19 protein-coding genes are annotated in these 26,407 nt (G+C 63.5%); 6 read left to right on the top strand and 13 right to left on the bottom strand.

The genetic code is table 11. The features are described from left to right. Nucleotides 1-23 precede the first annotated feature (23 nt). The 5 genes from C8K18_RS33495 to C8K18_RS08025 form a co-directional block, all read right to left on the bottom strand. Nucleotides 24-1,055, bottom strand: coding sequence for a fimbrial protein (locus C8K18_RS33495; RefSeq protein ID WP_207909681.1), 1,032 nt, complete (start codon nt 1,053-1,055; stop codon nt 24-26). Nucleotides 1,056-1,199: 144 nt separating this feature from the next. After that, the gene (locus C8K18_RS08040; protein ID WP_258196083.1) at nt 1,200-3,905 is read right to left on the bottom strand and encodes a fimbria/pilus outer membrane usher protein; all 2,706 of its coding nucleotides are present in this window, start codon (nt 3,903-3,905) and stop codon (nt 1,200-1,202) included. Between the two features lie 341 nt (nt 3,906-4,246). After that, nucleotides 4,247-4,987, bottom strand: a complete 741-nt coding sequence (locus tag C8K18_RS08035; RefSeq protein WP_107707187.1) for a fimbria/pilus periplasmic chaperone — start codon at nt 4,985-4,987, stop codon at nt 4,247-4,249. Nucleotides 4,988-5,215: 228 nt separating this feature from the next. Continuing rightward, nucleotides 5,216-5,764, bottom strand: a complete 549-nt coding sequence (locus C8K18_RS08030) for a fimbrial protein (protein WP_029971898.1) — start codon at nt 5,762-5,764, stop codon at nt 5,216-5,218. A 528-nt stretch (nt 5,765-6,292) separates the two neighbouring features. Continuing rightward, nucleotides 6,293-7,765 carry a chloride channel protein gene (locus C8K18_RS08025; RefSeq protein WP_107707186.1) on the bottom strand — a complete coding sequence of 491 codons (1,473 nt, stop codon included), beginning with the start codon at nt 7,763-7,765 and terminating at the stop codon, nt 6,293-6,295. Between the two features lie 778 nt (nt 7,766-8,543). On the opposite strand from C8K18_RS08025, the gene C8K18_RS33245 reads away from it, so the two are divergent. Beyond that, nucleotides 8,544-8,693: a hypothetical protein gene (locus C8K18_RS33245; RefSeq protein WP_165919805.1), complete on the top strand. Its 150-nt coding sequence runs from the start codon at nt 8,544-8,546 to the stop codon at nt 8,691-8,693. A 66-nt stretch (nt 8,694-8,759) separates the two neighbouring features. On the opposite strand, the gene C8K18_RS08020 is transcribed toward C8K18_RS33245, so the two are convergent. The 5 genes from C8K18_RS08020 to C8K18_RS08000 all read right to left on the bottom strand — a co-directional run bounded on the left by C8K18_RS08020 (nt 8,760) and on the right by C8K18_RS08000 (nt 13,955). Beyond that, nucleotides 8,760-8,939, bottom strand: coding sequence for a hypothetical protein (locus C8K18_RS08020; protein WP_006048481.1), 180 nt, complete (start codon nt 8,937-8,939; stop codon nt 8,760-8,762). Nucleotides 8,940-9,101: 162 nt separating this feature from the next. After that, nucleotides 9,102-10,409 (bottom strand): MFS transporter, encoded by a 1,308-nt coding sequence (locus C8K18_RS08015; protein ID WP_029971900.1) that lies wholly within the window; start codon nt 10,407-10,409, stop codon nt 9,102-9,104. A 366-nt stretch (nt 10,410-10,775) separates the two neighbouring features. Then, nucleotides 10,776-11,312, bottom strand: a complete 537-nt coding sequence (locus C8K18_RS08010; protein WP_006048479.1) for an energy transducer TonB — start codon at nt 11,310-11,312, stop codon at nt 10,776-10,778. 179 nt (nt 11,313-11,491) lie between these two features. Next, nucleotides 11,492-12,898, bottom strand: a complete 1,407-nt coding sequence (gene argH / locus C8K18_RS08005) for an argininosuccinate lyase (protein ID WP_107707185.1) — start codon at nt 12,896-12,898, stop codon at nt 11,492-11,494. 244 nt (nt 12,899-13,142) lie between these two features. Next, entirely contained in the window at nt 13,143-13,955 is an 813-nt protein-coding gene (locus C8K18_RS08000; protein WP_107707184.1) for a helix-turn-helix transcriptional regulator, read from the bottom strand. 189 nt (nt 13,956-14,144) lie between these two features. Here C8K18_RS08000 and C8K18_RS07995 point away from each other — a divergent pair, with 189 nt between their 5' ends. Beyond that, the gene (locus tag C8K18_RS07995; RefSeq protein WP_006048476.1) at nt 14,145-14,897 is read left to right on the top strand and encodes a class I SAM-dependent methyltransferase; all 753 of its coding nucleotides are present in this window, start codon (nt 14,145-14,147) and stop codon (nt 14,895-14,897) included. A 121-nt stretch (nt 14,898-15,018) separates the two neighbouring features. On the opposite strand, the gene ppc is transcribed toward C8K18_RS07995, so the two are convergent. Continuing rightward, nucleotides 15,019-18,246: a phosphoenolpyruvate carboxylase gene (gene ppc / locus C8K18_RS07990; RefSeq protein WP_107707183.1), complete on the bottom strand. Its 3,228-nt coding sequence runs from the start codon at nt 18,244-18,246 to the stop codon at nt 15,019-15,021. 471 nt (nt 18,247-18,717) lie between these two features. Here ppc and hemC point away from each other — a divergent pair, with 471 nt between their 5' ends. From hemC to C8K18_RS07975, 3 genes are read left to right on the top strand one after another with little or no spacing between them, the layout of a single operon-like run. Then, a complete protein-coding gene (hemC, locus tag C8K18_RS07985; protein WP_107707182.1) occupies nt 18,718-19,743 on the top strand; it encodes a hydroxymethylbilane synthase in 1,026 nt (341 codons plus the stop codon). Continuing rightward, nucleotides 19,743-21,776 (top strand): fused uroporphyrinogen-III synthase HemD/membrane protein HemX, encoded by a 2,034-nt coding sequence (gene hemDX, locus C8K18_RS07980; protein ID WP_107707181.1) that lies wholly within the window; start codon nt 19,743-19,745, stop codon nt 21,774-21,776. Before hemC ends, hemDX begins: the two co-directional genes overlap by 1 nt. Nucleotides 21,777-21,778: 2 nt before the next feature. Next, on the top strand, nt 21,779-22,969 hold the full coding sequence (locus tag C8K18_RS07975) for a heme biosynthesis protein HemY (RefSeq protein WP_053857701.1): 1,191 nt from the start codon (nt 21,779-21,781) through the stop codon (nt 22,967-22,969). Between the two features lie 117 nt (nt 22,970-23,086). Here the strand turns inward: C8K18_RS07975 and C8K18_RS07970 are convergent, their stop codons facing one another. Beyond that, nucleotides 23,087-23,557, bottom strand: coding sequence for a hypothetical protein (locus C8K18_RS07970; RefSeq protein ID WP_107707180.1), 471 nt, complete (start codon nt 23,555-23,557; stop codon nt 23,087-23,089). A 521-nt stretch (nt 23,558-24,078) separates the two neighbouring features. Then, nucleotides 24,079-25,149 carry a hypothetical protein gene (locus tag C8K18_RS07965; protein ID WP_107707179.1) on the bottom strand — a complete coding sequence of 357 codons (1,071 nt, stop codon included), beginning with the start codon at nt 25,147-25,149 and terminating at the stop codon, nt 24,079-24,081. A 190-nt stretch (nt 25,150-25,339) separates the two neighbouring features. Between C8K18_RS07965 and C8K18_RS07960 the strand changes: the two genes are divergently transcribed. Continuing rightward, nucleotides 25,340-25,906, top strand: a complete 567-nt coding sequence (locus C8K18_RS07960) for a hypothetical protein (RefSeq protein ID WP_132384548.1) — start codon at nt 25,340-25,342, stop codon at nt 25,904-25,906. Nucleotides 25,907-26,407 lie beyond the last annotated feature (501 nt).

Raw genomic sequence — 26,407 nt, 5'->3', positions numbered from 1 at the left:
GCCGCGCCTGTCTGCCTGCGGAATCACTGATATTGCATGGTCACGGTCATTGACGTATTGGCCGGACCAGGCGTGACCGTGGCGCTCGTCTGGTAGTAACGTGCGGCCAGCGGAATCGTATAGCTGCCGCCCGTGCTCGAGCTATAGCCGCTGAACGTCTGCAGACTGCTGAGCGGGAACGCGGCCGAGCCGGCGCTGTTGAGCAGTTGCACGCCGACGCCTGTGGCCGACGAAGTGCTGTCGAGCGCCACCACCGACTGCGAACTGTTCAGCACGGTCGTCGTCGGATCGATCCGGTATTTGATCGAATTCATGCCGGCGGGGCAGTTGTTCAGACTGATGCTGAAGTTGGCGGTAGTGGTCGTTCGGCCGATCGCAGTGAAGCCTGTCGTGGGAAACGTGCCGAGCGGTATGGAGACGTCCGGGGTGGTGCACGAGGCGTTCACCACGTTAAGCGTCGGGAATACGGCCGTGTCAGACTGAGAGTACATAACCGACACATTAGTCGGAGGCGTCGTCACGTAGGACCACGTACCCGGTGTCAGTTGCCCGACCGATTGCCCGGCGAGCGTTCCCCCGCTGATCGGGCCGGTCTTGACGAAGGCGGCGTATATCAGGCCTCGCACCGATGTACTGCCGTTGTAGCCATAGCCGTTATTTACGCTTGGGTTGATGGGCCCGTCGTTGGTTACAACGGATCCTCCCTGCATGTCCTGCCAACCGACCGCAATGCCAATGCCCGGATAGTTGGTGGCATACACCGGAAATGTGTAACCAGAGTACGACACCGAATAACCGGTGTTCGACGACATCAGCAACGACGCCGTAATAAAGGTAGCGGCCTGGATCTTCGTCGAACTGCACGAGAAGGTTTGCCACGGCGTGGACACCCACGGCGAGATGACGGCGCCGACCACGGCATCCCTGGGTGCGGTCAGAGTGGACGGGAATGGCAGGGTGATAGTCTGCCCGCCTCCTGAACAACTATCGGCGTGGGCCAGCGGCGTTACTGCGCCGCACAGAAGTCCCATCAGACACGACATCGTCAGATGCAAGCGTCTGGATCGGGAAAGGAATCTCTTAAAAGCGTTCATACAATACCTTGTCTATGGTCGCTCAATGGCAAGCCGCGTCGGTCGCGATGACACTGTCATCGCTCCGAGCGGGCTTTCGCCAGGCCGTCGATTGTTCGCGTTCGTTCAATTGCAGCTCGCGTCCGAGAACACCGTTGCCGCCGGCTTGTCTTTCTGCGCGACGGGCAGTCCGTAGCTGATCTTGCACGACTGCCCAACGCCCTGGCCCCACTTGACGAGCAACTCGCCCGTCACTGCCTTCGTGTAGAACATCGCGCGGCTACCCTGCGTAACGGTGCCGACGTTGCTGCCCTTGTCGTCAAGCACGTCGGCGCCGAACGGCACCGGATCGCCATTCGGGCGGCTGAGGCGCAGCAACGTCGCCTGGCCGCGATTCTCGGTGTCGAACTTCACGCGCACGACGGCACCCGCTGTCGGCGCGAAGTGCTGTTCGGTGCTCTTCAGATCGACGCCCATCGGCAGGCCCTTGGTGTCGATCTCGACCGTGTTCAGCGAGTACGGCTGCATGCCGGCCACGACAGCGAGTCCGTTGTCATCGACGCGCACACCTGGCGCGGTGGCGACCCGCGCGCCCACGGCGTCCTTCGCTTCGATGACCGCGAGTGTGTCGCCCGTCTGCGGCGAGAGCACCACGCCGCCCGGATAGGCGACGATCGTGCCGGAGAGTCCTGCGCCGGCCTGGGTGTAGCCGCCTGAATAGCCGGCGTTGCCGCGCACCTGCGTGTACCGGCTCAGATAGCCCGCATTCGCGTTGATGCTGCCGCCGTTGCCGCTCGCCGAGTCGTAGCCCGTCGAGACGCCATAATTGAACTCGTTGTCGACGCCGGCTGCGCCCGTGAACGCTTCCTGAATCTGATTGCTGTTGTCGCGCGAGTCGTGGGCGAAGCTCGTCGTCGTGTTGGCTACTTTCGAACCGATGTCGAGCGGAATGTTGAGGTTCAGCATCACGCGGTTGTTCCAGCGCGTGGTGTTGATGTCGAGTTCCCGCGACGCCGACACGCCCACGCCCACCCGCCCGACGTTCGTGTTGTAGCCAACCTGGAACGACGTATCGCGATTCGGCTTGTTCCAGTAGTTCTGCGTGAAGCCGGAAGCGTAGATGGAGCCCCAGGACTTCAGGTTCTGGTTCAGCGTGAGCTGAAGCCGTCCTTTCTGGATGCCGCCGTTCGTATTGGGGATGCCGCGCAGCGCCAGGTCGCGCAGATTCATCGCGTCCTGCACGCTCAGGAAGCCGTTGGTCGAGTAGCGATAAGCGGCGAGCGTGACGCTCGTGTCCGTAGGCGCGATGACGCGCGAATACGAAATCCGCAAACTTTGTCCGTTGCGGCCCGGAATGTTCCTGAAGTTCGAGTTGGCCTGGGTCAGGTCGGCCGCGAACGCGCCGATCGGCGTATCCAGTGCCGCACCAATCGCGCCGGAGACGTAATTCTCCGCGACGATCGTCCCGCCATACAACGTGACGAAATTGTTCAGGCCATGCTGCACACCGGCCTCGAACACAACCGGATGGTTCCGCAGACTCGTGTTGCGGTACTGTCCGAGCGCCGTGCTATAGCGCCAGCGACCCTCGCGCAGCGCGTTCACCGGCGCCGCATACGGAACTGCCGACGCATGCTGGCTGCCATCGGCTTCCGTCACGACGACCTGGAGGTCGCCGCCATAGCCAGTGGGATAAAGATCGTTGATCTCGAACGGCCCCGGCGCGACCGTGGTCGTGTAGATGATGTTGCCGTTCTGCTTGACCTCGACCTTCGCATTGCTGTTCGCGATGCCGCGCACAGTCGGCGCATAGCCGCGCTGCGACTCGGGATACATGCGGTCGTCGGTGGTGAGCTGGACGCCGCGCACACCGAAGCTGTCGAAGATCGTACCGTCGGTGTACGAATCGCCGATCGTCAACTGGCTCTTGATGGGTTCGAACGAGCGTTGCAGGTACGTCTGCATGCTTTGCAGATGCGTGCCCGACATGTTGCCGCTCGTGACGTTGCCGTTATAGCGGAAGCGCCACGCGCCGACGTTCACGCCCGCGTTGATGCCGAGGTAGCCCTGCGTGGTCGACAGGCCGCTGCCGTTCGTGTGATACAGGTTGGCGTTGTACTGAAGCGTCGCGGCCGGCACGCCGTCGTCCCAGAACTTGGGGTCGACCCAGCCGCGTGCGTTGCGGCTCATCATGGCCTGCGGAATGGTCACGTCGAGGCGCTGCTCGCCCGCGTCGAAACTCGCCGTCGCTTGCGGGATGAGGTCCGGCAGCAGCGCCGCGGCGCCTTGATTCGCTGCGCTGTCGAGCTTCGCGCGTGCAGCGTCGGTGAGACGCGTCAGGTCCACGCCCGCGCGCGTAAGCAGGTCGCGGTCGAACGTCGGCTGGACGTTGCGCTTCTGGCCGTTCAGTTCACGCAGGTTAACATCCGCTACGCCAATCCAGACGCCGTTCACATAGAGCGCCGCCCGGTAGTGTCCCGGCAAGGCGACGTTGCCCTGGTCGAACCGCGAAATATCGACGTTCGCCGCGCCGCTGCCGGTCAGGAACTGCGAGTTGAACTCGACGGTCTGGGGCGCGGCGGCGGAAGTGGAAGTGGAAGCGGTGATCTCGCTGGGCGCGAGCCGCGAGGCCATCGCCGCATGCGCGGTGTTGACGGCCTGGCTATCGGGCGAAGCGGGGTGACGGCCCGCCTGCATGTCCGACGATGCCCCGGCTTGCGCGACGTTCACGGCGCTCGCTGCGGCATCCGCGGAGTCCGGCGCGGGAGTCATCGTGGGGTCGGGCAGCGATTGCGGCGTGCGCCCGGCTTCCGCGGGAAGCAGGGACGCCATCGACGGAGGGGTCTTTCCGATTGACAGGCCATCGGCATGCGCGCGTGCGGCGGTGAATGCCAGCAGAACGGCCATGCTAGCCCGGCTCAAGGATAACGGCTCGGCCTGAGCGCGCCGGGAACTGGATTTCGAATTGCTATTGTTCATGGTGGTGCCGGAATCGCGGGCAACAGGGCGCCCGGCCGACTGTCAACACATCGGCACGCACCCGCTGACCGCGACAATTGATCCTGTTTGCGCGCCAGGGTCATTTCGACCCGACGCACCCCGTCCGGCTGACGAAAGTTCGGATTCCTTCGCAGCGTCGATCCGTTTCACCCGCGCTCTGGCAGGCCACGGCTTTATTGCAGCGTCGCCTCGTGTTTCATGGGACCGCCGTAGTCGTTGAGCGTCGTGAATGAGACCTTGCCGGCAGCAGGGGTAGCCGACAGCGGCAGTGCAAGCTCGCCGCCAGGATCGACCATGCCGCCTTCGTCGAACTTCGCCGGATTCGGGCCTTCGCCGACGAGGGCCTCGATGATCGTGACGTGAAACGGCGTGGGATTCGAGACCAGCAGGGCCGGCTTGCCGTCATGCGTGCCGAGGCGCCATACGAGCTTGGCCGGTGCGTCGTCGGCCTTGCCTTGCAGGCCGGCCGGCCGGAAGAAGAATTTCAGGCGCGAACGGAACGCGAGCTGCACATAGTTCGCTCCAACCTCTGCCGCTGCGGGCTTGGGTGGGACTTCCAGCAAGTTGAACCACAGAAGGGTTTCGCGGTCGCTAGGCATCGCTTCACCGGTATAGGCAATGCGGAGGGTCTGCGACTTGTCCGGATCGATGCGAGCCAGCGGCGGCGTCAGCACGAACGGGAGGTCGAGTTTGCTCGGGTCGACTTTCGGGTCGCCCTTGTCGAGCCACACCTGCGCAAGGGCGGGGGACTTACCGACATTCGAGAGCTTCAGCGTGACTTCGCTGTCCGTCGCGTTATAGACGACACGCGTACCGGCAATGACGACAGAAGCATGCGCCGAGAAGGGCAGCAGTGCGCCCAGTGCGAGCACGCTAGCGGTCATTGCGCTGCCAAGGAGTTTGCGGATATTCATAACGCTCAACCTGAAAAACGGACTTCGGTGAAATGGCGCCGCGAAGATTGCGCGGCGCCGCGCGCCAGGACATCGGCGCTCCCACAGCGAGTCAATGCCTGAAAGGACAGATAAGCAATCGCATACAGGCCTCATCGGCTGTAGCGACACGCGGCGCGGATAACGCCGCATGTGCTTAGTCATACTAAAAAACGACGTAACGCGAAGTTGTCGTTCAGAGCATGTTGATTACTGATAGATCATCGAGTACGTGACATTGGTCGTCACGCTGCCAGCGGTGGCGCCGCCGGCCGGGGACACGTATTGCGCCGCATATTGCAGGTTTGCGCTGCCGCCCGTGATCGTGGCGGTTTGTGCGTTCTGCGCGCCGTCGGCCTTGCTGACGTCGAGGACCTTTTGCGTGCCGTTGTAGTCGACCAGTTGCACTTCCACGTTCGCGGCGGTGCCGTTGTTGCGCAGGTTGCCGTCGGCCAGCGTGTTCGCGCCGTATTCCCAGAACGTGTGGACGGTGCCCGTCGACGGCGTGCAGGCGCTCAGAGCGATGTTAAAACCCGTCGAGCCTGCCGTCGAACCCGCGGCGGACAGCGTCGCGGCAGACAGCGTCGGCAGCGTGACCGCGAAGTTGTTGCCCTGACCATTGCCGCTCACCGTGCAGGTGTTCGCCGTCAACTGGCCGGTGATGGTCAGGACGCCGCCGTTGCTGGCAGGTGCAGCGTGCGCTGCTGAAGCAACGAGACCCATTGCCGCGACGATCAGGGGGAATGCGATTTTTTTCATTGAGATGTACTCCAGGGTGTTGACCGAGGTAGGTTGATGAACGACACATAGCGCACCGAACCGGAACACGCGCCGGCGCCGGCGATTTTTCGGTCTTGGCTGCCGAATCCCGAGGTTGAGTCGCTAAGCTTCCCGTAAGGGCGGACAGATTATTAAGTAATTAGGTAGACTGATTTATCGGACCAGTCCTAAAAGTCAGTGCATAGTTTGCAAACTTGCAAGCGGGCGTCTAAGGGGTCGTGTTTCTGACGAGCGGACGTGAGGACGCGACGTCAGCTTGTTAGCTGGCGACAGACTTTGGTTGCTCTGGATCAAGATGGAGATTGCGCGAAGGTGGTAGGGCGCGGCGGTGGCGTCAATCTCGGGATCGCTGAATTCCTGGCGGCAGACGCGTGGTGCGGGGGGCCGATCGGGTCGTCGGTCTTTGCGTGGCGTGACAGGATTTTCTGGCGGCGCGCATGTCGACGCGCGTCGCGAATGAAGCGACGCGCGAACGCCGCTTACCGACGATTCGTGGCCGAGCCGTCTTTAGTGGGTGTGTTTGCCGGGCGCCTCACTGGGTGCATTAGTCGACGCATCAGCCGACACATCAGCCGGCGCATTCCCCGGCGCCTCACCGGAAGATTCAGCAGCGCTCGCCTCCGCCGCCTCCGGCGCATCGACTTCCGGCACTTCCGGCACCGGAGCGGGCGCCGGACGTGGCAGCGGCGCCAGATAGCGCTCGGAGAGCGCTTCGTAAAGCGCTGGGGCGAACATGCGCGACACGCGGCTCGCGATCAGCGCGGTCGCCATCAGCGAAATCACGAGCGCGTGACCGTTGATCATCTCCATCACGATGACAAACGACGTGATCGGCGATTGCGTGACGGCCGCGAGATAGCCGACCATCGCAAGCGCGATCAGCATCGGCAGTTGCATCGAGCCGAACACCATGTGCAGCAGATTGCCGAAGCCCGCGCCGATCGACAGCGACGGCGCGAAGATCCCGCCCGGGATGCCGGGCAGGTACGAGCCGACCATCGAGATCATCTTGAGAAACGGATAGAACACGGAGAGCTGTTCATGTCCGTCGAGCAGGCCGCGCGCTTCCGCGTAGCCGCTGCCGAACGTGGTGCCGCCCGACACGATGCCGACCACCGCTATTACCAGGCCGCACAACGCCGCAAACACGACGGGCCGCTCGCCGTGCAGCCGGCGCAGCGGCGCGGGAATCCAGCGCGCGGTGTTCAGCAGCAGCCAGCCGAACACGCCGCCCGCAATGCCGGTGACGATGGCCGTCAGCAGCACCGCGAGCGCGAGCAGATTCGGAAAGTGCGCGCCGATCTGAATCGTGCCGAAGTACGTGTAGTTGCCGTTCAGGCCGAGCGCGATCACGCCGGCGATGATGATCGCCGTAATCAGCACGCCGCTCGCGCGCGCTTCGAAACTGCGCGTCAGTTCCTCGATGGCGAACACGATGCCCGCAAGCGGCGTGTTGAAAGCCGCCGACAAACCCGCTGCCGCGCCGGCCAGCACCAGTTGCCGCTCGATCAGCGCATTCGAGCGCGGATAAAGCCTGCGCAGATTGAACATGAGCGCCGCGCCCACTTGCACCGTCGGACCTTCGCGGCCGATCGTGAAGCCGCCGAGAATCGCCAGAAACGACACGGCGATCTTGCCGAGCAGGATGCGAAACGACAGCAGCCGCGCGCCATATTCGCCGGGCTTCGCATGAAGCGTGGCGATCACCTGCGGGATGCCGCTACCCTCGGCGCCGCGGAAAAACTTGCGCGTCAGCCACACGGCGAGCGCGGCCACGGCGGGCGTGATGATGAGCGGCGCCCACACATGCTCGCGCTGCACCGCGCGGAATTCGTCATAACCCCAGTCGATCAGCCGCGCGTAAAGCACCGCGACGAATCCGACCGCGATCGCGCCGAGCCAGAAAATGCCGTATTGACGCCAAAGGCGCTTGCCTCGACGCAGAATCCCGGAAGAAAGAAAAGGTTGCGCTCGTGGCATGAGTATCTGGGAAGCAAAGGGGAAAGTATAAAGCCCGCGGATGGCTCTAAAACGTATGAAAGCCTGCTGAAATAGAGTGAAAAGGCATGTTGTAAGGCGAGCGCTGCAGGACGCCGTTGTTAATCCGCTGGACGGCCTTTCCCCGGTTCAGCAAAGACTATTCCATTCGCGGCCAACGCAGACTCTCGCCGCACAGCAGGGCTCGGCGGCGGCTTGAGCGCGGTTGGCTTTGGCCGCGCAATCGTTTGCTCAAAAGAAAAGGGCGTCACGCGCAGAGTGCCTATGCGAACCGGCCCTGTCACGTGACGCCCTGAAACGCCCGCGTCGGGGAACGTCGGGCGAAGAGGATGCGGATTACACGCCGTGTTGCCGCATTACACGGTTGTTAAATCTGTCGCTTTTCGTTGGCCGTCACGCCGGTTGCGCGTGGGGCTCGCGCCGGTTCGTGCCGGTTTGTGCCACCAATGCGCCCACATGGGCCGGTTGCCAGCCGTGTGGCGGCGGGCTCGCTCTCATCTTTGCCACGCCGCGGCGCAACGCCTGCAAGGCGGCGTCGGCGCTTGGCACATGCAAGTCAGTATAGGCGGTGTTTTCGTCGGTTGTTTCGAGAATGTCGGCGCTTGGTGGAAAGCGCTTCGCAAAGCCCGCCGGCGTCGGCGAACCTGTAACACCGGCGTGATCTTCCCTTACAACTGGCAACGTTCAAGCAGGCGCGCGTCGTGTTCAATCGAGTCATTCGGGGCTTGAGCTCGAATAATCTGATTCGACGGAGAACGACATGAAACGCTTGATCCTCACCCTGATCGCCGGCACCGTGCTCGCAAGCATGCTGGGCGGCTGCATCGTCGCTCCGGCGCCGGGCTATTACTACGGCGGTGGTGGTGGCGGTGGCGGCTATTACCACCATCACGGCTATTACTACCGCTAAGACAGTTGAGCCGACTCAACGGGCGGCCCGTCGCGAAGCACCCTCAGGCAAGAGCGCGGCGGACCGTCAGGCAATTAGCATTTCGAACGCGAGCACGGCCGTAATGGCAGCCGCGTTCGCCGCCAGCGCCTCGACGACAATGCCTTTCCAACTGGCCGGCTTGAAGCGCAGCGCGAGCAGCAACGAACACAGAAGCGCGAGCGCGATGATCATCACGACATCCGCATTGTGAAGATGGAAATTCATGCGGGCCTCCCTGCTTGCGATGGAGTTATTTGAATTCGAGTATAGGCAAGTCAAAAAGACGCGCAAGACAGAGGAACCACCCAGCGAAGCGAGGCAAAGCGCCGCGAGGCAGCCGCCTGAGCGATCAGCCGCTCAAGCGCGCCGCTTCGCGGACCGCTCGCGTCACATCATCCGGGAGTCGCGCGTTTCGCGCATGCACAGCACGCCGATCATGCTGACGGCCGCGGCAATCGACACATACGCGCCGACCCACGGCAAGCCGCCGCGCGCGGCCAGCATTTGCGCGATATACGGCGCCACCGACGCGCCCAGAATCCCGCCGAGGTTATACGACACGCCCGCGCCGGTATAACGCACGTTGGTCGGGAAAAGCTCGGGCAGGAGCGCGCCCATCGGCGCGAAGGTCACGCCCATCAGGAACAGTTCGATCACGAGGAACAGCAGCACGAGCGACGTTTGTCCGCTGCCGAGAAGCGGCGCCATCGTAAAGCCCGACAGCACAGCCGCGACGATGCCGACGATCAGCACCGGCTTGCGGCCATAGCGGTCGCTTGCCCATGCCGACAGCGGCGTGGCGAGCGCCATGAACACGACGGCGACGCACAGCAGCCCGAGGAACGTCTGCCGCGGAATGTGCAGCACCGACACGCCATACGACAGCGAGAACGTCGTCGCGTTGTAGAACAGCGTGTAGCAGACCACCATCGCGAGCGCGCCGAGCAACGTGGGCAGCCAATGCCGCGACAGCAGCGTGGCGATCGGCACCTTCACGCGCTCCTGCCGTTCGATGGCGGCCTGGAAGGCCGGCGTCTCGGCGATCTTCAGACGCACGTAAAGGCCGAGCGCGACCAGCACCGCGCTGACGAGGAACGGCACGCGCCAGCCCCAGCTACGGAACTGCTCGTCGGTGAGCGACATCGCGAGCGCGAAGAAGAGGCCATTGGACGCGAGAAAGCCGATCGACGGCCCGAGTTGCGGGAACATGCCGAACCAGCCGCGCTTGCCGGCCGGCGCGTTTTCGGTGGCGAGCAGCGCCGCGCCGCCCCATTCTCCGCCGAGGCCGATGCCCTGGCCAAAGCGCAAGATGCACAGCAGGATCGGCGCAAGGCTGCCGATCGAGTCGTAGCCCGGCACGAAGCCGATCAGCGTCGTGGACACGCCCATCACGAGCAGCGAGGCGACGAGCGTCGACTTGCGGCCGATGCGGTCGCCGAAATGCCCGAACAGGAACGAGCCGATTGGCCTCGCGACGAAGGCAATGCCGAACGTGACGAAGGCGGACAACGCCTGCGCCGTCGCCGAGCCGTGCGGGAAAAACACCGGGCCGATGACGAGCGCCGCGGCGGTCGCATAGACATAGAAATCGTAGAACTCGATCGCGGTGCCGATGAAGCTCGCGAAGATGATCCGCGCGCTGTTGGTCTGCCCGGCCGCATTGGGCTTGGCCGCGGAAATCGGCGATGTGGACATGCAGGGTCTCCATGTTTCGTGATGCCGGCTTGCGTGCGCCTGGTAGCGGCGCGGTCGACCGCGGTCAGTCGCGGACAGCGGCAAGATCAGTCGGCATCTTTGTTGAGGTGGTGGCGCGCTCGTGTCGATGATAGAGGCTCGCGCCGCGCCGCGTGCAACACACGCCACAGCACGCCACGACATCAAGCACAAAGCGCTTGCACGGCGCGCGCGGATGGCGCGGCGCCGCCAGGATCGGCAGCTAGCACGCCCGCGGATGAGCAGGCGGCCTGAGCCGTGCCGGAGTGCTCCGGCGCGGGAATCGGAAAATTATAGCGAGCGCGGCGCTTGCGCAGCAAGGCGGCTGGCCGATCGGCCAGGCCGCGTTCAGTCGATGGTCAGCGCCTGCGGCGAGGCGAGCTCGCGCAACTGGAACTTGCCGTCGTCGTTGAAAAGCCAGTCTTCGAACAGTTCGAGCTGGCCGCGGCCGTTCAGCAGCTTGCCCGGCGGCAAGGGCAGCGGCGACGCGCGCCGCAAGCTGGCGAGCGCGGTGCCTTCGGCTTCGTCGTCGCCATTCGTGCGATACACCGACGAGTCCACCACATGTCCATTGCGGTCGACCGTGAACGACACCACGACGAGCGAGCGCAGCATCGCCTGAGGCTTGCCGCGCAGCACATACGAAGGATTGCGCTCGACGATGCGCCGCGCGACGGCCTCGCGGTATTGATCGAGCGTCGCGCTGTTGACCGCGGCGGGCGGCGTCGGGACGACCGCGCGGGGCGGCGGCGTGATCGTGCAGCCGGCGGCGGCGAGCGCGAGCAACGCCGCGAGCGCCGTGCCGCGCCGCGTTGGCCATGATGACGAACCGCGGCAAGCGCCGCATTCAGTCAGAAGATGAAGGAAGCGCGTGCGGGTAAGCATGATGAACCACGAAAGAGAGCGGAACCTGTTTCGATGGTAGTCAAAAACCGCGCGGTTTCAATCCGCGTTCGCCCTTGCTGAGCACGCACGCGCGCGCATAAAAAAGGCGAACTCGCTAACGAGTTCGCCTTCGCGATCTGCCATGCATTTGCACGCCGGAGAACGGCGCGCTCCGCGTTTTACTTCAACGCTTGCCGTGCCGCCTGAACCGCCACCAGCACCTGGTCGGGCGCCGTGCCGCCCGGATGATTGCGGCTCGCGACCGAGCCTTCGAGCGTGAGATACGAGAACACGTCGTCGCCGATCAGATGCGCGACGTTCGGCAGCTCCGCGCGCATTTCATCGAGCGTCAGGTCTGCGAGGTCGATGCCGCGATCCGCGCAGATCCGCACGGCGAGCGCAACGGCTTCGTGCGCGTCGCGAAACGCCAGGCCGCGCTTGACCAGATAGTCGGCCAGATCGGTTGCCGTCGAGAAGCCTTGCAACGCGGCGTCGCGCATCGCTTGCGGCTTCACTGAAATGCCCGCGACCATTTCAGCGAAGATGCGCAGCGTGTCGGCCACTGTGTCGACGGTATCGAACAGCGGTTCCTTGTCTTCCTGATTGTCCTTGTTGTACGCGAGCGGCTGGCCTTTCATCAGCGTGAGCAGCGCCATCAGATGGCCGTTCACGCGGCCGGTCTTGCCGCGCGCGAGTTCGGGGACGTCCGGGTTCTTCTTCTGCGGCATGATCGACGAACCGGTGCAGAAGCGGTCGGCCAGATCGATGAAGCCGACGCGCGGGCTCATCCACAGCACGAGTTCTTCTGAGAAGCGCGAAATGTGCGTCATCACGAGCGCCGACGCCGCCGTGAATTCGATCGCGAAGTCGCGGTCGGAGACGGCGTCGAGCGAGTTCGCGCAGATGCCGTCGAAGCCGAGCGTTTTCGCGACCGCGTGACGGTCGATCGGATAGCTCGTGCCCGCGAGCGCCGCCGCGCCGAGCGGCAGGCGGTTCACGCGCTTGCGGCAGTCGAGCATGCGCTCGGCGTCGCGCGAAAACATTTCGACGTAGGCGAGCAGATGATGGCCGAACGTGACCGGCTGCGCGACCTGCAAGTGCGTGAAGCCGGGCATGATGGTCGACGCGTTCTTCTCCGCCATGTCGAGCAGCGCGGTGCGCAGTTCCGTCAGCAATCCGCCGATGCGGTCGATCTCGCCGCGCAGCCACAGGCGGATGTCGGTCGCGACCTGGTCGTTACGCGAGCGGCCCGTGTGCAGGCGCTTGCCGGCGTCGCCGATGAGAGCGGTCAGACGCGCCTCGATGTTCAGGTGGACGTCTTCCAGGTCGAGTTGCCACTCGAACTCGCCGCGCTCGATTTCGCCCTTGATCTGCGCCATGCCGCGTTGGATCGCGGCGAGGTCGTCGGCGGCGATGATCTTTTGCGCGGCCAGCATCGAGGCGTGCGCAAGCGACCCTTCGATGTCGACGAGCGCCAGACGCTTGTCGAAGAAAACCGACGACGTGTAGCGTTTGACGAGCTCCGACATCGGCTCCGAGAAGCGAGCCGACCAGGCTTCGCCTTTTTTGTGCAGTTGGGACGTCATGGTGTTGGGCAGTTATGCGGCGGTTAAAGTGGCGCTTAGTCGGGGCTTACCTGGCGGTTGAGCGAGCGGCGATAAGGCTGACGGCGCAGTGCACGCGGCATGACCGCGCGCAGCGTCGCCGAAGCGAAGAAAGACAGCGATTTTAACACTGGCGCGAGGCCTGGCCGACGATCGAACGGCCGGGCGCTTGCCATTTCATCCGAGCGGAAGCTCCCGCAACGCAACGCGACGCAACCACAACCGCTCACTCCCGCACCAGCACCACCAGCTTCAAATCCTCACGATGCGCAGGCTTGAACGTGATCTGATCGTAGACGAGCCGCCCGTCGCGCGGATGGTTGAATTCGCGCCGTCCACCTTCGCGGCCGCCGACGTCCTGCGACGCCCAGAAGCGCGCGAACGCGTCGCTTGCGGCGGTCAGCGAATCGATCAGCGCGCGCGTGGGCGCATCGTTCAGATGACGGATCGAATCCGCTCGAAACTCAGCCGCAAGCCGCCGCGCGCGCGTTTCCCAATCGACGATCAGCTCGCGCGCCGCCGCTTCCGTGAACGTGTAGCGCAGCAGATTGCGGTCGTGCGCGCCGTCGAGCCAGCCGACAAAAAGCCCCGCCGCATGCTCGTTCCAGGCCAGCGCATTCCATTGACGGTCCAGCACGTAGGCCGGCGCGTTTACCAGTTGCACGGTTTCGAGCAGCGTGGCGGGCGCGTCGGCGGCGGCCGGATCGGGTTCGGCCGGATCGCGCTGCGCCGCCAGTTCGAACAGATACGCGCGCTCGGCGCGCGACAGTTGCAACGCGACGGCGATGCGCGCGAGCGCATCGGCGGAAGCGGAAACCGGACGGCCTTGCTCGATCCACGTGTACCAGGTCGGACTCACGCCGCACAGTTGCGCGACTTCCTCGCGGCGCAAGCCCGGCGTGCGGCGGCGCGGGCCGGGCGGCAGGCCGACCGCTTGCGGCGACAGCCGTTCGCGATGCGCGCGGATAAAGTCGCCGAGCGCGCGGGCGGGCGTGGCGTCGAGCGGCGGCGGCTGGTCGGCGGAAGAGGGCGGGGTCATTCGGTTCTTGCTGAGCGTGAGGAGGGTGGCGGGGTGGTGTTATAGATACCAGAATAATTGCTTAACTTGTACCGGTACACGGCGGGCTCTATTGTAGCGGCGTAGCGACTCGAACGGCAGGCCGCGCTGCCCGCGCGCTACATGCGGATTCACACGACACGACATCCCACGCTGACAACGGAGCTATCCATGAAGCATCACGATCAGGTCGCCGACGCCTTTGGCTCGACCGCCGCCGCTTATTTGACGAGTCCGACGCATGCCACCGGCGCCGATCTGCGCACGCTGGCCGAAGCGGTCGCCGCGACGCCGGGCGCGACGGTGCTGGACATGGGTTGCGGCGCGGGCCACGCGAGCTTCGCCGTCGCGCCGCATGCGCAAGAGGTGGTCGCGTATGACATTGCCGCGCCGATGCTCGCCATCGTCGAAAGCGCGGCGAAGGAGCGCGGCCTCGCGAATATCCGCACGCAGCAAGGCGCCGCCGAAAAACTGCCGTTCGGCGATCACACCTTCGACTGGGTCGTGAGCCGCATGAGCGCGCATCACTGGCACGACGTGGCGCCCGCGCTTGCCGAAGTGCGGCGCGTGCTGAAGCCGGGCGGCAGGGTGCTGTTCATCGACATTGCGGGCATCGATCATCCGCTGCTCGATACGCACATTCAGGCAATCGAACTGTTGCGCGACGGTTCGCACATTCGCGATTACCGTGCGGACGAATGGATCGCGATGTTCGAAGCCGCGGGCTTCAAGGCGTCGATTCGCGAGCGCTGGCGTATCGACCTCGAATTCAGTTCGTGGATCGCGCGCATGCGCACGCCGGAGCCGCGCGTCGTGGCGATTCAGTCGCTGTGGCGCGGTTCGCCGGATGAGGTGCGGCAGTATTTCGACGTGAAGGAAGATGGGTCGTTCAAGCTCGACGCGTTGATGATCGACGCGAGTTAAACGCGGCACGACCGCTTGCTGAAAAAACTAAAGCCGGACGCGACCGCAATCGGCCGACGCCCGGCTTTATTTCAACCGCACGGCAGCAACGTTCCCAATTCTCAAACGCCGCCGCACACCGTTAACCCGTATTCCGCAAGCCCGCCGCAATCCCGTTGATCGTCAAATGAATCCCGCGCCGCACGCGCGCGTTGGTATCGCCCGAGCGATGGCGTTTGAGCAATTCCACCTGCAAGTGATTGAGCGGATCGAGATACGGAAAACGGTTCTTGATCGAGCGCGCGAGCAGCGGATTTTCCGCGAGCCGCTCGCTCTTGCCGGTGATCTCCGACAACACCTTCGAGGTGCGCTCCCATTCCGCGACGATCCGCTCGAACACGTGCTTGCGCAGCTTCTTGTCGGAGACGAGCGCCGCGTAGCGCGAGGCCACCGCGAGGTCGGTCTTGGCGAGCACCATGTCCATGTTCGACAGCAGCGTCGAGAAGAACGGCCAGCTCTTGTGCATCTTCTTGAGCAGCGCAAGACGGCGCCCACGTTCGGCGTCGCTCGGCGCGCCGTCGAGAAAGGCGGCGACCGCGCTGCCGAAGCCGTACCAGCCCGTCAGCAGCAGCCGGCATTGGCCCCACGAAAACCCCCACGGAATCGCGCGCAAATCTTCGATCTTGCGTTGCTTCGGGTCTTGCAATTTGCGCGACGCCGGACGGCTGCCGATGTTCAGCTCCGCGATCTCCGAGATCGGCGTCGACTCGAAGAAATACTCCTTGAAGCCGGGCGTTTCGTACACGAGCGCACGATACGACGCCATCGCCGCGTCGGACAACTGCTGCATCGTTTGCTCGAATGCAGGCAGTTCGGCGGGCGCATTGCCGTGCGGCAGCAGCGACGCTTCGAGCGTCGCCGCCACTACCGTTTCCAGATTGCGCCGGCCGATGTCCGGGTTGCCGAACTTGCTCGCGATCACTTCGCCTTGCTCCGTCAAACGGATCTGGCCGTCGACGGTGCCAGGCGGCTGCGACAGAATCGCCTGATAGGTCGGGCCGCCGCCGCGGCCGACGGTGCCGCCGCGTCCGTGGAAAAGGCGCAGCGTGATGCCGCGTTCGTTAAAGAGCGACACGAGCGCGAGTTCGGCGCGGTACAACTCCCAGTTCGACGTGAGAAAGCCGCCGTCCTTGTTGCTGTCCGAATAGCCGAGCATCACTTCCTGCTCGTTGCCCTGATGTTCGATGATCGAATCGACGCCCGGCAGCGCAAGCAGATCGCGCATGATGTGCGGCGCGTTGCGCAAGTCGGGAATCGTCTCGAAGAGCGGAATCACCATCAGCGCCGCTTTGGCCGGATCGTTCGCGTCACCGAGCCGCCCTTGCAGCAGGCCGGTTTCTTTTTGCAGCAGCATCACTTCGACGAGATCGCTGACCGTCTCCGTGTGCGAAATGATGTAGTTGCGCACCGCGCGCGCGCCGAATTTCTCGCGCGTGACGCGGGCTTGCTCCAGCACGCCGAGTTCGCTTTTCACGAGGTCCGAGTAGTCGGCATACGGCAGGCGCAACGGACGCGGCTGCGCGAGTTCGGCGAGCAGCACGTCGAGCTTCTCGCTTTCTTCGAGCGCCGCGTAGTCGTCGTGGACGCCCGCGCGCTTGAACAGCTCCGCGATCACTGCTTCGTGGATGTCCGAACTCTGACGCAAGTCGATGCTCGCAAGGTGGAAGCCGAACACTTCGGCCGCGCGCGCCAGCGGCGCGAGACGCGGCGCGGCGAGCGGCGCACCGTGATGTTCGGCGAGCGAATCGATCAGCACATGCAGGTCGCGCGCGAATTCGGCGGCGTCATCATAAGGCGTGGCGCGAATCGGCGCCGCGCCGCGTCCCGCGCTGCGCAGCGGCACGCTGCCTTCGCCGAGACGCACGCGCGCGCTTGCCGCGAGCCGCGTGTACATGCCGATCAGCGCGCGCCGGTACGGTTCGTCCGTGCGATGCGGCGAACGGTCCGGCGAGCTTTCCGCCAGCGCTTTGAGTTCATCGCTTGCGCCGGCCAGCAGATTCGACACCGACAATTCCGCGCCTAGCTTGTGCACCTGCTCCAGATAGTGTTCGAAGATGACCTCGGCCTGGCGCGAGATCGCGTGCTCGAGCGTTTCGGCGGTGACGTTCGGATTGCCGTCGCGGTCGCCGCCGATCCAGCTACCCATCTGGAAGAACGGCGGCAGGCGCGCTTCGAGACCGTGCTCCTTCAGCGCTTCTTCGACATCGGCGTAGAGCGCGGGAATTTCCTCGAGGAAGGTCGCGCGGTAGTACGACAGCGCGTTCTCGATTTCGTCCGCGACGGTCAGCCGCGAGTCGCGCAGCATGCGCGTTTGCCACAGCGACGTGACGCGCGCGCGCAACATCGTTTCGTTCTGCGCGCGTTCGCGGTCGGTCAACTGCTGGTCGCGTTCGGCGAGCAGGCGCGCGACGTCGTGCTCCGCATCGAGAATGCTCTTGCGCTGCACTTCAGTCGGGTGCGCGGTGAGCACGGGCACGATCAGCGCGTTGTTGAAAAACTGCTGCAACACCGGCGTTGCCGCGGCGCCCGCTTCGACGAGCCGCTCCAGCGCATAGGCGATGCTGCCCGGCTGCGGAGCCGAGCCCGCCAGCGCGTGAATACGATGGCGGCGGTTGCGGTGACGGTCCTCGGCGATATTCGCGAGGTGCGAGAAGTAGCTGAACGCGCGCACCACGCTCACCGTTTGCTCAGGGCTCAGCGAGCGCAGTTTCTTGTCGAGCGTTTGCGCGGCGGCGTTGTCGTCCTCGCGACGAAAACGCACGGCCGTCTGCCGGATCGTTTCGACGACGTCGAACACCGCGTCGCCTTCCTGTTCGCGCAGCACGTCGCCGAGCAGGCGGCCGAGATAGCGGATGTCCTGGAAGAGCGGATGATCCTTGTCGTCGCGCGTGCGGCCGTTCGTTTTGGGCGCGGCGATGACGATGCTTTCCGAGGACACGGCTTGCAGGTTCGCCGCGTTGTCTTCGGCTTTGCTCTTCGTCTTCGCCTTCGCGTTCGCTTTGCCGTTCTTCATCGCGGAGGCGGCCTCGCTCGCTTTGCCCGCCTTCGATGTCTTCACGGTCTTTTCCGCTTTGACGGGCACGGAGGTTTTCTCGGCCTTGATGGCTTTGGCGGCGTTCGCGGCGGTGGCGGCCTTCGCGGCTTTCGCAGGCTTCGCGCCAGCCGTCGCGCGTTTGGCTTTGGCCGGCTGCGTGGCGTGTGCGTCCGCGGCGGACGAGGCGGAAGCCGTCGACGCGTCGACGTCGGCAGTGGAAGCGTTGGGCGATGCAGTGTTGCGGCGGGCGGAGCGCGCCGATCCGGAAGACGTCACGATGGGTTTCCTCAGGGAAGCCAGGGTCTGTTAAGTGATGAACTGCTACTGCGGAACTCGAACTGCACTGAAACGGCAACGTGAACTGCATGAAGCGGTATGCACCGATGGCGATACGCCGGAGAGGATGGCCGCGCGTGACGAGGTCCGCATACGGCGCATGTTGCGCCGCATTGAATCATCGCGCATGCGGCGCCGCGATGCGCGAACGACCGTGCGTGAAGAGCTTGCTGCAAAGTCAAACGCACCACAGCCGCAAGTCGCCCGTATTTCGCACGCACAACGTCCTGGGCAGCCGCGCATGGCGCGACGCCCGTCTCCTCCATCGATACCGCGTCGGCACGGCGCCCCTTCGACCTCTACTCGAGCCTTGATCCGTAAGGGCGGCAGGCGGGCGAACCGAGGGGGAGAACGCAGGAGCGCGTGCTAACATTCCTTGTTATTCCATCCCGTCATTCAATCGACAAGCTAATGAACACCGAGACGTTTGCCGCGCCACCCCACACGCTTGTGATTGCTTCGCGAGAGAGCCGCCTTGCGATGTGGCAGGCGGAGCATGTGCGATGTGCGCTGCACAAATTATATCCATCTTGCGACGTAAAAATCCTCGGAATGACGACACGTGGCGATCAGATTCTCGATCGTACGCTGTCGAAGGTGGGTGGTAAGGGTCTCTTCGTCAAGGAACTGGAAGCCGCGCTCGCCGATGGCCGCGCCGACCTCGCCGTGCATTCGCTGAAAGACGTGCCGATGGAATTGCCCGCGGGCTTTGCACTATCCACGATCATGGAGCGTGAAGACCCGCGCGATGCGCTCGTCTCGAACGATTACGACTCGCTCGCCGCGCTGCCGGCCGGCGCCGTGGTCGGCACCTCGAGCCTGCGCCGCGAAGCGATGTTGCGCATGCGCTATCCGCATCTCGAAGTGCGGCCGCTGCGCGGCAATCTGGACACGCGTCTCGCCAAGCTCGACCGCGGCGATTACGCGGCGATCATTCTCGCGGCGGCGGGGTTGAAGCGCCTCGGTCTCGAAGGCCGCATCCGTGCGCTGCTCGATCCGGAAGACAGCTTGCCCGCCGCCGGGCAGGGCGCACTCGGCATCGAGATTCGCGCCGACCGCGCGGAACTCGCGGCGTGGCTCGCGCCGCTGCATCACGAACATACGGCGGCGGCCGTCGAGGCGGAGCGCATGGTGTCGCGCGTGCTCGGCGGCAGTTGCGAAGTGCCGCTCGCTGCGTACGCGACATGGCATGACGGCGCGCTGCATCTGCGCGGCATCGTCGCCACGCCCGACGGTCAACGCGTGCTGAGTGCGCAGGCGTCGGCCCCCGCGCCGACCACCGAGCGCGCCATCGCATTGGGCCGCGAAGTGGCGAGCGCGCTCGAACAGCAAGGCGCGATGGACATCGTCCGCGCGTTGAGTACGGCGAGCGCCATGGATGGCGCCGCGGCATCGTCCGGCAACGGCGCGGCGAACAGCGCGGTATCCGGCGACTGATGGCCGCCCATACCGACACATCGGGCAACGCGTCGGCATTATCGCCGGCTGCCGGCAAGGCGGCGTTCACGGTCGTCATTACGCGACCGGCCGGTCAGTCGAACGAACTGATTGAGCGGCTTGCCGCGGCCGGTGCCGTCACGCTCGACTTTCCGCTGATCGACATCGCCCCCGTCGACGACGATGCGCCGTTGCGCGCCGCGCTCGGCTCGCTCGAACGTTATGCGCTCGTCGTATTCGTGTCGCCGAACGCAATCGATCACGCGTTCGCCCAGAGCGGCGCGATCTGGCCGCATGCATTGCCGGTCGGCGTGGTCGGGCCCGGCAGCGTGCGCGCGCTCGCGCGTCACGGCGTGAATGCGCCGGCGCACCAGGTCATCAGCCCGGCGTCGGACGCCGACGAAGACAACGGCCGCTTTGATTCCGAAGGCCTCTTCGCCGCGATCGACGCGGCGCTCGGCGAGGCGAATCTCGAAGGCAAGCGCGTGCTGATCGTGCGCGGCGACGGCGGCCGCGAATGGCTCGCCGACCGCCTGCGCGAAGCCGGTGCCGAAGTCGAAACGGTCGCCGCGTATCGGCGCCTCGTGCCCGAGCCGTCCATCGCGGCGTGGGCGCGCGTGCATCGACTGCTGGCGGGCGAACCGCACGCATGGCTTCTGACGAGTTCCGAAGGCGTGCGCAACCTGCACGAACTCGCGCAAGAACATCTCACCGCCGACGAAATCGCGCAGCTCAAGCGCGCGCCGATCGTCGCGCCGCATCCCCGTATCGCGCAGACCGCGCGGGCATTGGGTTTTGATAGGATTACGGTGTCCGGCGCGGGCGACGAGCGCATCGCCCAAGCCTTGCTCGCCGCCCTGCCGACCGTAGTTCAACCGGTATCGTCCAATCCGGCTCATTCACCGGCTCAATCACGCATGACTGAAACGAACGCATCCACGAACGCTTCACCCCAGCCGGCCGCGACCGCAAGCTTGCCGCCGAACCAACCCTTCACGCCCTACGAAGCGCAAAAGCGCCGCAGCGCGAGCGGACCGCTGTTGTGGTTTGTCGTCGTGATTCTGGCTTGCGCCGCGGGCGTGGGCGGCTATGCGCTCAACCGCAAGCTGGAGCGCACCGAGCAGCAGCTTACGCAACGTCAGCAGGCGAACGACACGCAAGCCAACGAATTGCGCATCAAGACCGAGCAGGCGCTCGCCACGGTGCGCCAGTCCGACTCGCAGGTCGCGCAGCTCGAAGGCAAGCTCGCCGACGCGCAGGCCGGGCAGCAGGCGCTGCAACAGCAATACGCGGATCTCGCGCGCAATCGCGACGACTGGACGCTCGCCGAAGTGGGTCAGATGCTGTCGGCCGCGAGTCAGCAGTTGCAGTTGACCGGCAACACGCAGCTTGCGCTCTTCGCGCTGCAAAGCGCCGACACGCGGCTCGCCGCGTCGGACAGCACGCAGGCGGTTGCGGTGCGCAAGGCGATTGCGCAGGACATCGACAAGCTGAAGGCCGCGCCTTCCACCGACCTCACGGGTCTCGCGATCAAGCTCGACAACGCGGTCGATCAGATCGACAGTCTGCCGCTTTCGGGCGAGGCGCCGATCGCGCACGCGACGCCGCAAGCGGCGACGTGGGCCGACACGGCAAAGGTCGCGGCGGCCACTGGCGAGCCGCGCTGGAAAGTGTGGTGGCGCGAGGTGACGACCGGCATCGGCCAGCAGTTGACGAGTCTCGTGCAGGTGCGCCGCATCGACAACGCGGACGCGATGATGGTCGCGCCCGATCAAGGCTACTTCGTGCGTGAGAACGTGAAGCTGCGTCTGTTGTCCGCGCGGCTCGCGCTGTTGTCGCGCAACCAGACCACGCTCAAGTCCGACCTGCAGGCGGCGCAAACGGCGCTGACGCGCTACTTCGATGCGTCGTCGAAGAAAACGCAAAACGTGGCCGATCTCGTCAAGCAGGTGGAAGCCGGTTCGGCCGCCGTCGAATTGCCGAATCTGAATACGAGCCTGCAGGCGGTCAATCAATACCGGAGCCGAGGTTAATCATGGCGATCCGGGGACTTCTATGGCTCGCGTTGCTGTTCACCATCGCGGTCGTGCTGGCGGTGGTCGGACGCTTCGACATGGGACAGGTGCTGCTGGTGTATCCGCCGTACCGCGTCGACATGTCGCTGAATCTGTTCGTGGTCGGGCTCGTGGTGCTGTTCATTCTGCTGTATGCGTTGTTGCGCATCGTGCGCAATATCTGGCGCATGCCGCAGCGCGTGGCCGCGTATCGCGCGCGCTCGCGTGTCGCGAAGGCGCACGCCGCGCTGCGTGACGCGATCGGCAATCTGTACGCGGGGCGTTTTTCGCGCGCGGAAAAGGCCGCGAAAGACGCGCTCGCGAATGGCGACAACAAGGGCGCGGCTGGCCTGATCGCGGCGGCGGCGGCGCATCGCATGCATGAATATGCGCGGCGCGACGAATGGCTCGCGCAGATCGACGAGGCCGACTGGCAGGACGCGCGTCTGATGGCCACCGCCGACATGCGCGCCGACGGCCGCGACGCCGACGGCGCGTTGGCCGCGCTCAAGGAAATGCAATCGCAGGGCGGGCGGCGCATTCACGCGCAGCAGATCATGTTGCGCGCGCAACAGCAATTGAAGAACTGGGGCGAAGTGCTCAAGCTCGTCAAGACGCTGGAAAAGCGCGAGGCGATTCATCCGGCGGTGGCCGTCCGTTTGCGGCAACTCGCGGCGGAGAATCTGCTGCGCGATCGTCGGCATAACGCCGATGCGCTGCTCGAACTATGGAATTCGCTGACGCCGACCGAGCGCCATTCGCCGCGTCTCGCCGATCTCGCCGCCGAACTGCTGGTGGCGCTGAATCGTCCGCAGGAAGCGCGCAAGATTGTCGAGGAAGCGCTCGCGCAGAATTGGGACGCGCGCTTGTTGCGTCGTTATCCGGATACGGCGGGCGGCGACGCGTTGCCGCTGATTCAGAAGGCCGAGGGCTGGCAGAAGGATCGTCCCGACGATGCCGACTTGTTGTTCGCGTTGGGGCGCTTGTGTCTGCATCAGCAGTTGTGGGGCAAGGCGCAGTCGTTCCTGGAGCGCGCGCTGAAGCTGGCCGATAACGAGACGCTGAAGATCCGGTCGCATCGCGCGTTGGCTCGCTTGCATGAGCAGCTTGGCGATGCGGAGAAGGCGAGCCTGCATTATCGGGAAAGTGCGTTGGCTATGAATATTGTTTGAGTTGGGTTTTGGGTTTTTGGATGATGGCCGCAGCGGGTGCTGCGGCCATTTTTTTGGCATTTTGCTTTTTGTTGCTTGTGCGGTTGGTTTGTAGTTTGCGCGGGTTGCGGCCGTTACTTAGTGTGGTGCGGCTGCGGGTGGTTGCGTGATGTTTGCGGTCACGGAGGCGGCGCGTTTCGTGGACGCCTTTTTTCCGCGCGATGCGCTTCCGTCCGCGGCGGTCGAAGAGGCTTTTGCTCTCTGCGATGCTTCGGTGAGCAGCTTCGTCGCATGCTGCGCGGTGATGCGGCTGCGCGGGACGCCCTTCGCATCGAGTGCGATCACCTGGAACAACTCGCGGTCGCATTCGAGTTCCTGCTGATACTGCTCTGCTGTGTCGAGCAACAGTTCGATGAGCTTTTGACGGCGGTGCCTTTCGTCGCGTGAAACGGCAGGATTTCTAACTATCGACGACGCAAGTGTGATCAAGGTGTCCAGTTGCGCTACCTGCCGGTCGCAGAGATCGAACGCGGATAGAGCGAGTTTTTCGTACTGGAGTGCGTCGACGGGTGGGCGCGAAGGCTTGGGATTCTTGATGGGCTTGGTCATGGTGCGATCTCCCTGATGCTGCTTTGGATCGCCCGGACACGCGCTTTTTTGAGGAAGGGTGAGCGGGCACGTGGCGGGGTTAGCAGACCGGCGTTCCAACAATCCGGCGAGCCTCGCGGCTCCCCCACCACAGCCCGCCCATAGAAAGTATAGACGTGCAGCAGTAGACGCACACCCGCCTGGGCGGATGTGCGGTTGGAACGTCAGGCTGCTAAACCTGGTCGCTGGGTGTCTCCCGGCGACTTGGTGATTATAGGGGAGTGGGACTGTCTTGAATTTGGGGGAGTTGGGGGAATGCTTCGGAATGTTAAATGGGGGGGCAGTGAGGGGGCGAGATCGACCCGGAGCAGATGCTCATATCTTTCAAAAGCGGTCGTTCACCGAGGAGGATGCACCACGCTCCGGATGTCTTGTTCACTTATGAAAGCAGTTAGCCGTACAGAAAAGCGGGCTTTCTTCGCTCTGGGATGCTCGTCAACCAGTGGCTCCTAACTTTGTAGCAAATCCGACGGGATCCAAAATCAAGTTTTTGATCTGTCGTCCATCCGAGCCCCAATGGTCGTGGTCACGAGCTGTTCATCGAAACGCAATTCAACGATCCGTTTTTTTATCAAAGCCTGAAGCGTTGCGATGAGCAAAGACGCACCGAACTGCCTGAGATTGTGAAGTTCCATCAGATGAGCGTCCAGACGTCGGTCAATCACTTCGCTGCTGGCTGGATGTGGCACTGCGTAACCACCGTGTACGAAAGAACTGCGCCAGTCGTACAGTTGGCGTAACCGCTTGTTCAGTCGCTTTTGGCTGAGTTCGTCGAGATCGAGAACTGCTGCAAGGCGCCTCACTAACCCGGAGACGCTTTCCCCAACCTTTGTTGACACTAATGCTTCAAGTCCGTGAAAGAGCCACGTCACAGAGTCGATTCGTGTATCGTCGCGGGCCAAATGGAGTAGCACGTAGAGCGCCCTTTCGATTCCCGTTTCCGCTCGCTGCTTATACCCGATGTTCAAAGCTTCAAACCATCTGCAGACGTCTTCGCGTGGCAACGCCTGCAGGCTGGGCCACTCGCCATCCAGTGAGTCGGTCCAGCCGCAATCAAATGCGAACGCCGACAGTCTTACTTCCGTTGAATGGCGCTGGTTCGGCCGAGCAATTGACGCGCTGTAAAAGTCTGCCGAGCCGGGCACGGAAAGATTAGCGATGAGGAATATTTCGTGGACGAACGTGTCCAGAAAGAAAGTTGGATACCAATCGTGGGAGCAAACCTTGTTGGCACCGCTCACGGTGACTTCTGCACGGATCCGGGTCGGCTGTAACAACTTCTTCTGCCAATCTTTGACTGGCGGCCGGTTCTCTCTCAATGGCCGCACAAGCTCGTTATCACGACGAAGACGGGTCGCCAACGGTTGCCAATTGATATCCACACTAACGGAGCATCCGTCGTGTTCATATTCGCGACGGCGCAATTCCTTTGGGACCTTGTGCCAAAACTGTTGAATCTGCGGCTCAATGGTTTCCCAATGGCCATCAATATCCCGCGTGAGGTTCTTCATTTCAATTACGTGCGGGTATGTGGTCGAGTGAGATTGCGCCATCTATTTGTCCTTCGTTCAACAATCATTGCGACTGATTTGGCTATTCATATGGTAGCCGCCGCAGGCGAGAGTGGATTGTCGATAATCCTTCCGGGTCCGTCCAACGTATCTTCCTGGCCGATCACGGTCCGATGCTGATGACGATGCTGCCCATGCGAAAATGCACGCATTGCGTTTTTGGATGCGGGTTATGGACCTTCAAAAGCAGACGATGACGGAGATCGAGCCTCTCCTAGCAATCCTGGTTGCCAATAAAAGAAGCGATTTGAGCAAGCTGTGCAAAGCAGCGATCATCACAGAGGACGCACTCGGCGCACTTATTTCGTCGTGCGATGCTGGTCAGTTGCCGTGGCGGCATCAGATCTCGTATCGCGATTTTCTTCCGCCAAATCTCAAATACACCGACGAAGATAGTCAGTCGCTTGGACACACGACTGTAGGTCCACTGACACGAATTGCGATGAAAGCATGGCGGAAGTGGCACCAACTCTTGCAGGATCGGCGTTACCTCGTAGGCCATATGTTCTATACGGCGGACCATTCAAACTGGCACTTCTTCTATTTCGACAACCGGGATCTCACACCTTTTGAAAACCACTTCCGGGTAGGTGGCCCCCACATCCATTTGATCAATTTTCTGTGGCCCGGGCATACCTGCGAGTCGCTTTGGAAATTCTTTAAGGAAGGGAACCCCAAGATGAGCGGCGCAGAGCATATACGCTTTCACAGGGAACATCCCGGGCCACCGAACATATAAGTCGCTACGTGGCGGCACCGTGCTCAGTACCCATTGCCTTCGCTTCGGCCGCAGACAGCTGGTCTGCGTGGTACCAGATCTCACCGCGTGAAAGTCAGTAGGTCCACCAAGGCTCCCCGAGAGTAATCACGATAAATGCGCACCGAAGTCTAACCCCGGTCGCTACTGCCGTGGAAGTAGACCTCGCCGCTCACCACAAATGACCGCAACCGCCGATGGAGCAAGGTGTGACCGCGCGCTGAATGGCCGCTTGCAGGGCGGATTCGACGTCTGAATGTCCAAGTGCCGATGCGGGCGAACGTCGCTTGATGGCCGACCTGCGTCGAACGCGCTCTGCTCCGTACGCTCCTCAACCTCCGTTGGACCCCGCAGCACATCAACGGCGGCTTCCAAACTTCAACTGCCGTGCACCGATGAACCCACGGCGGCCGGCACCATCTTTGCCTTTGCCCACATCCGCGCATTGTCGTTAGCCAGCCGCCTACACATTGCTTGCCCGCC

It is taken from the genome of Paraburkholderia sp. GV068, from assembly GCF_003058125.1.
GTDB classification, from domain to species: domain Bacteria; phylum Pseudomonadota; class Gammaproteobacteria; order Burkholderiales; family Burkholderiaceae; genus Paraburkholderia; species Paraburkholderia graminis.
Note: the sequence above shows the minus strand (reverse complement) of the source record. Positions and strands in the feature narration are given on the sequence as shown.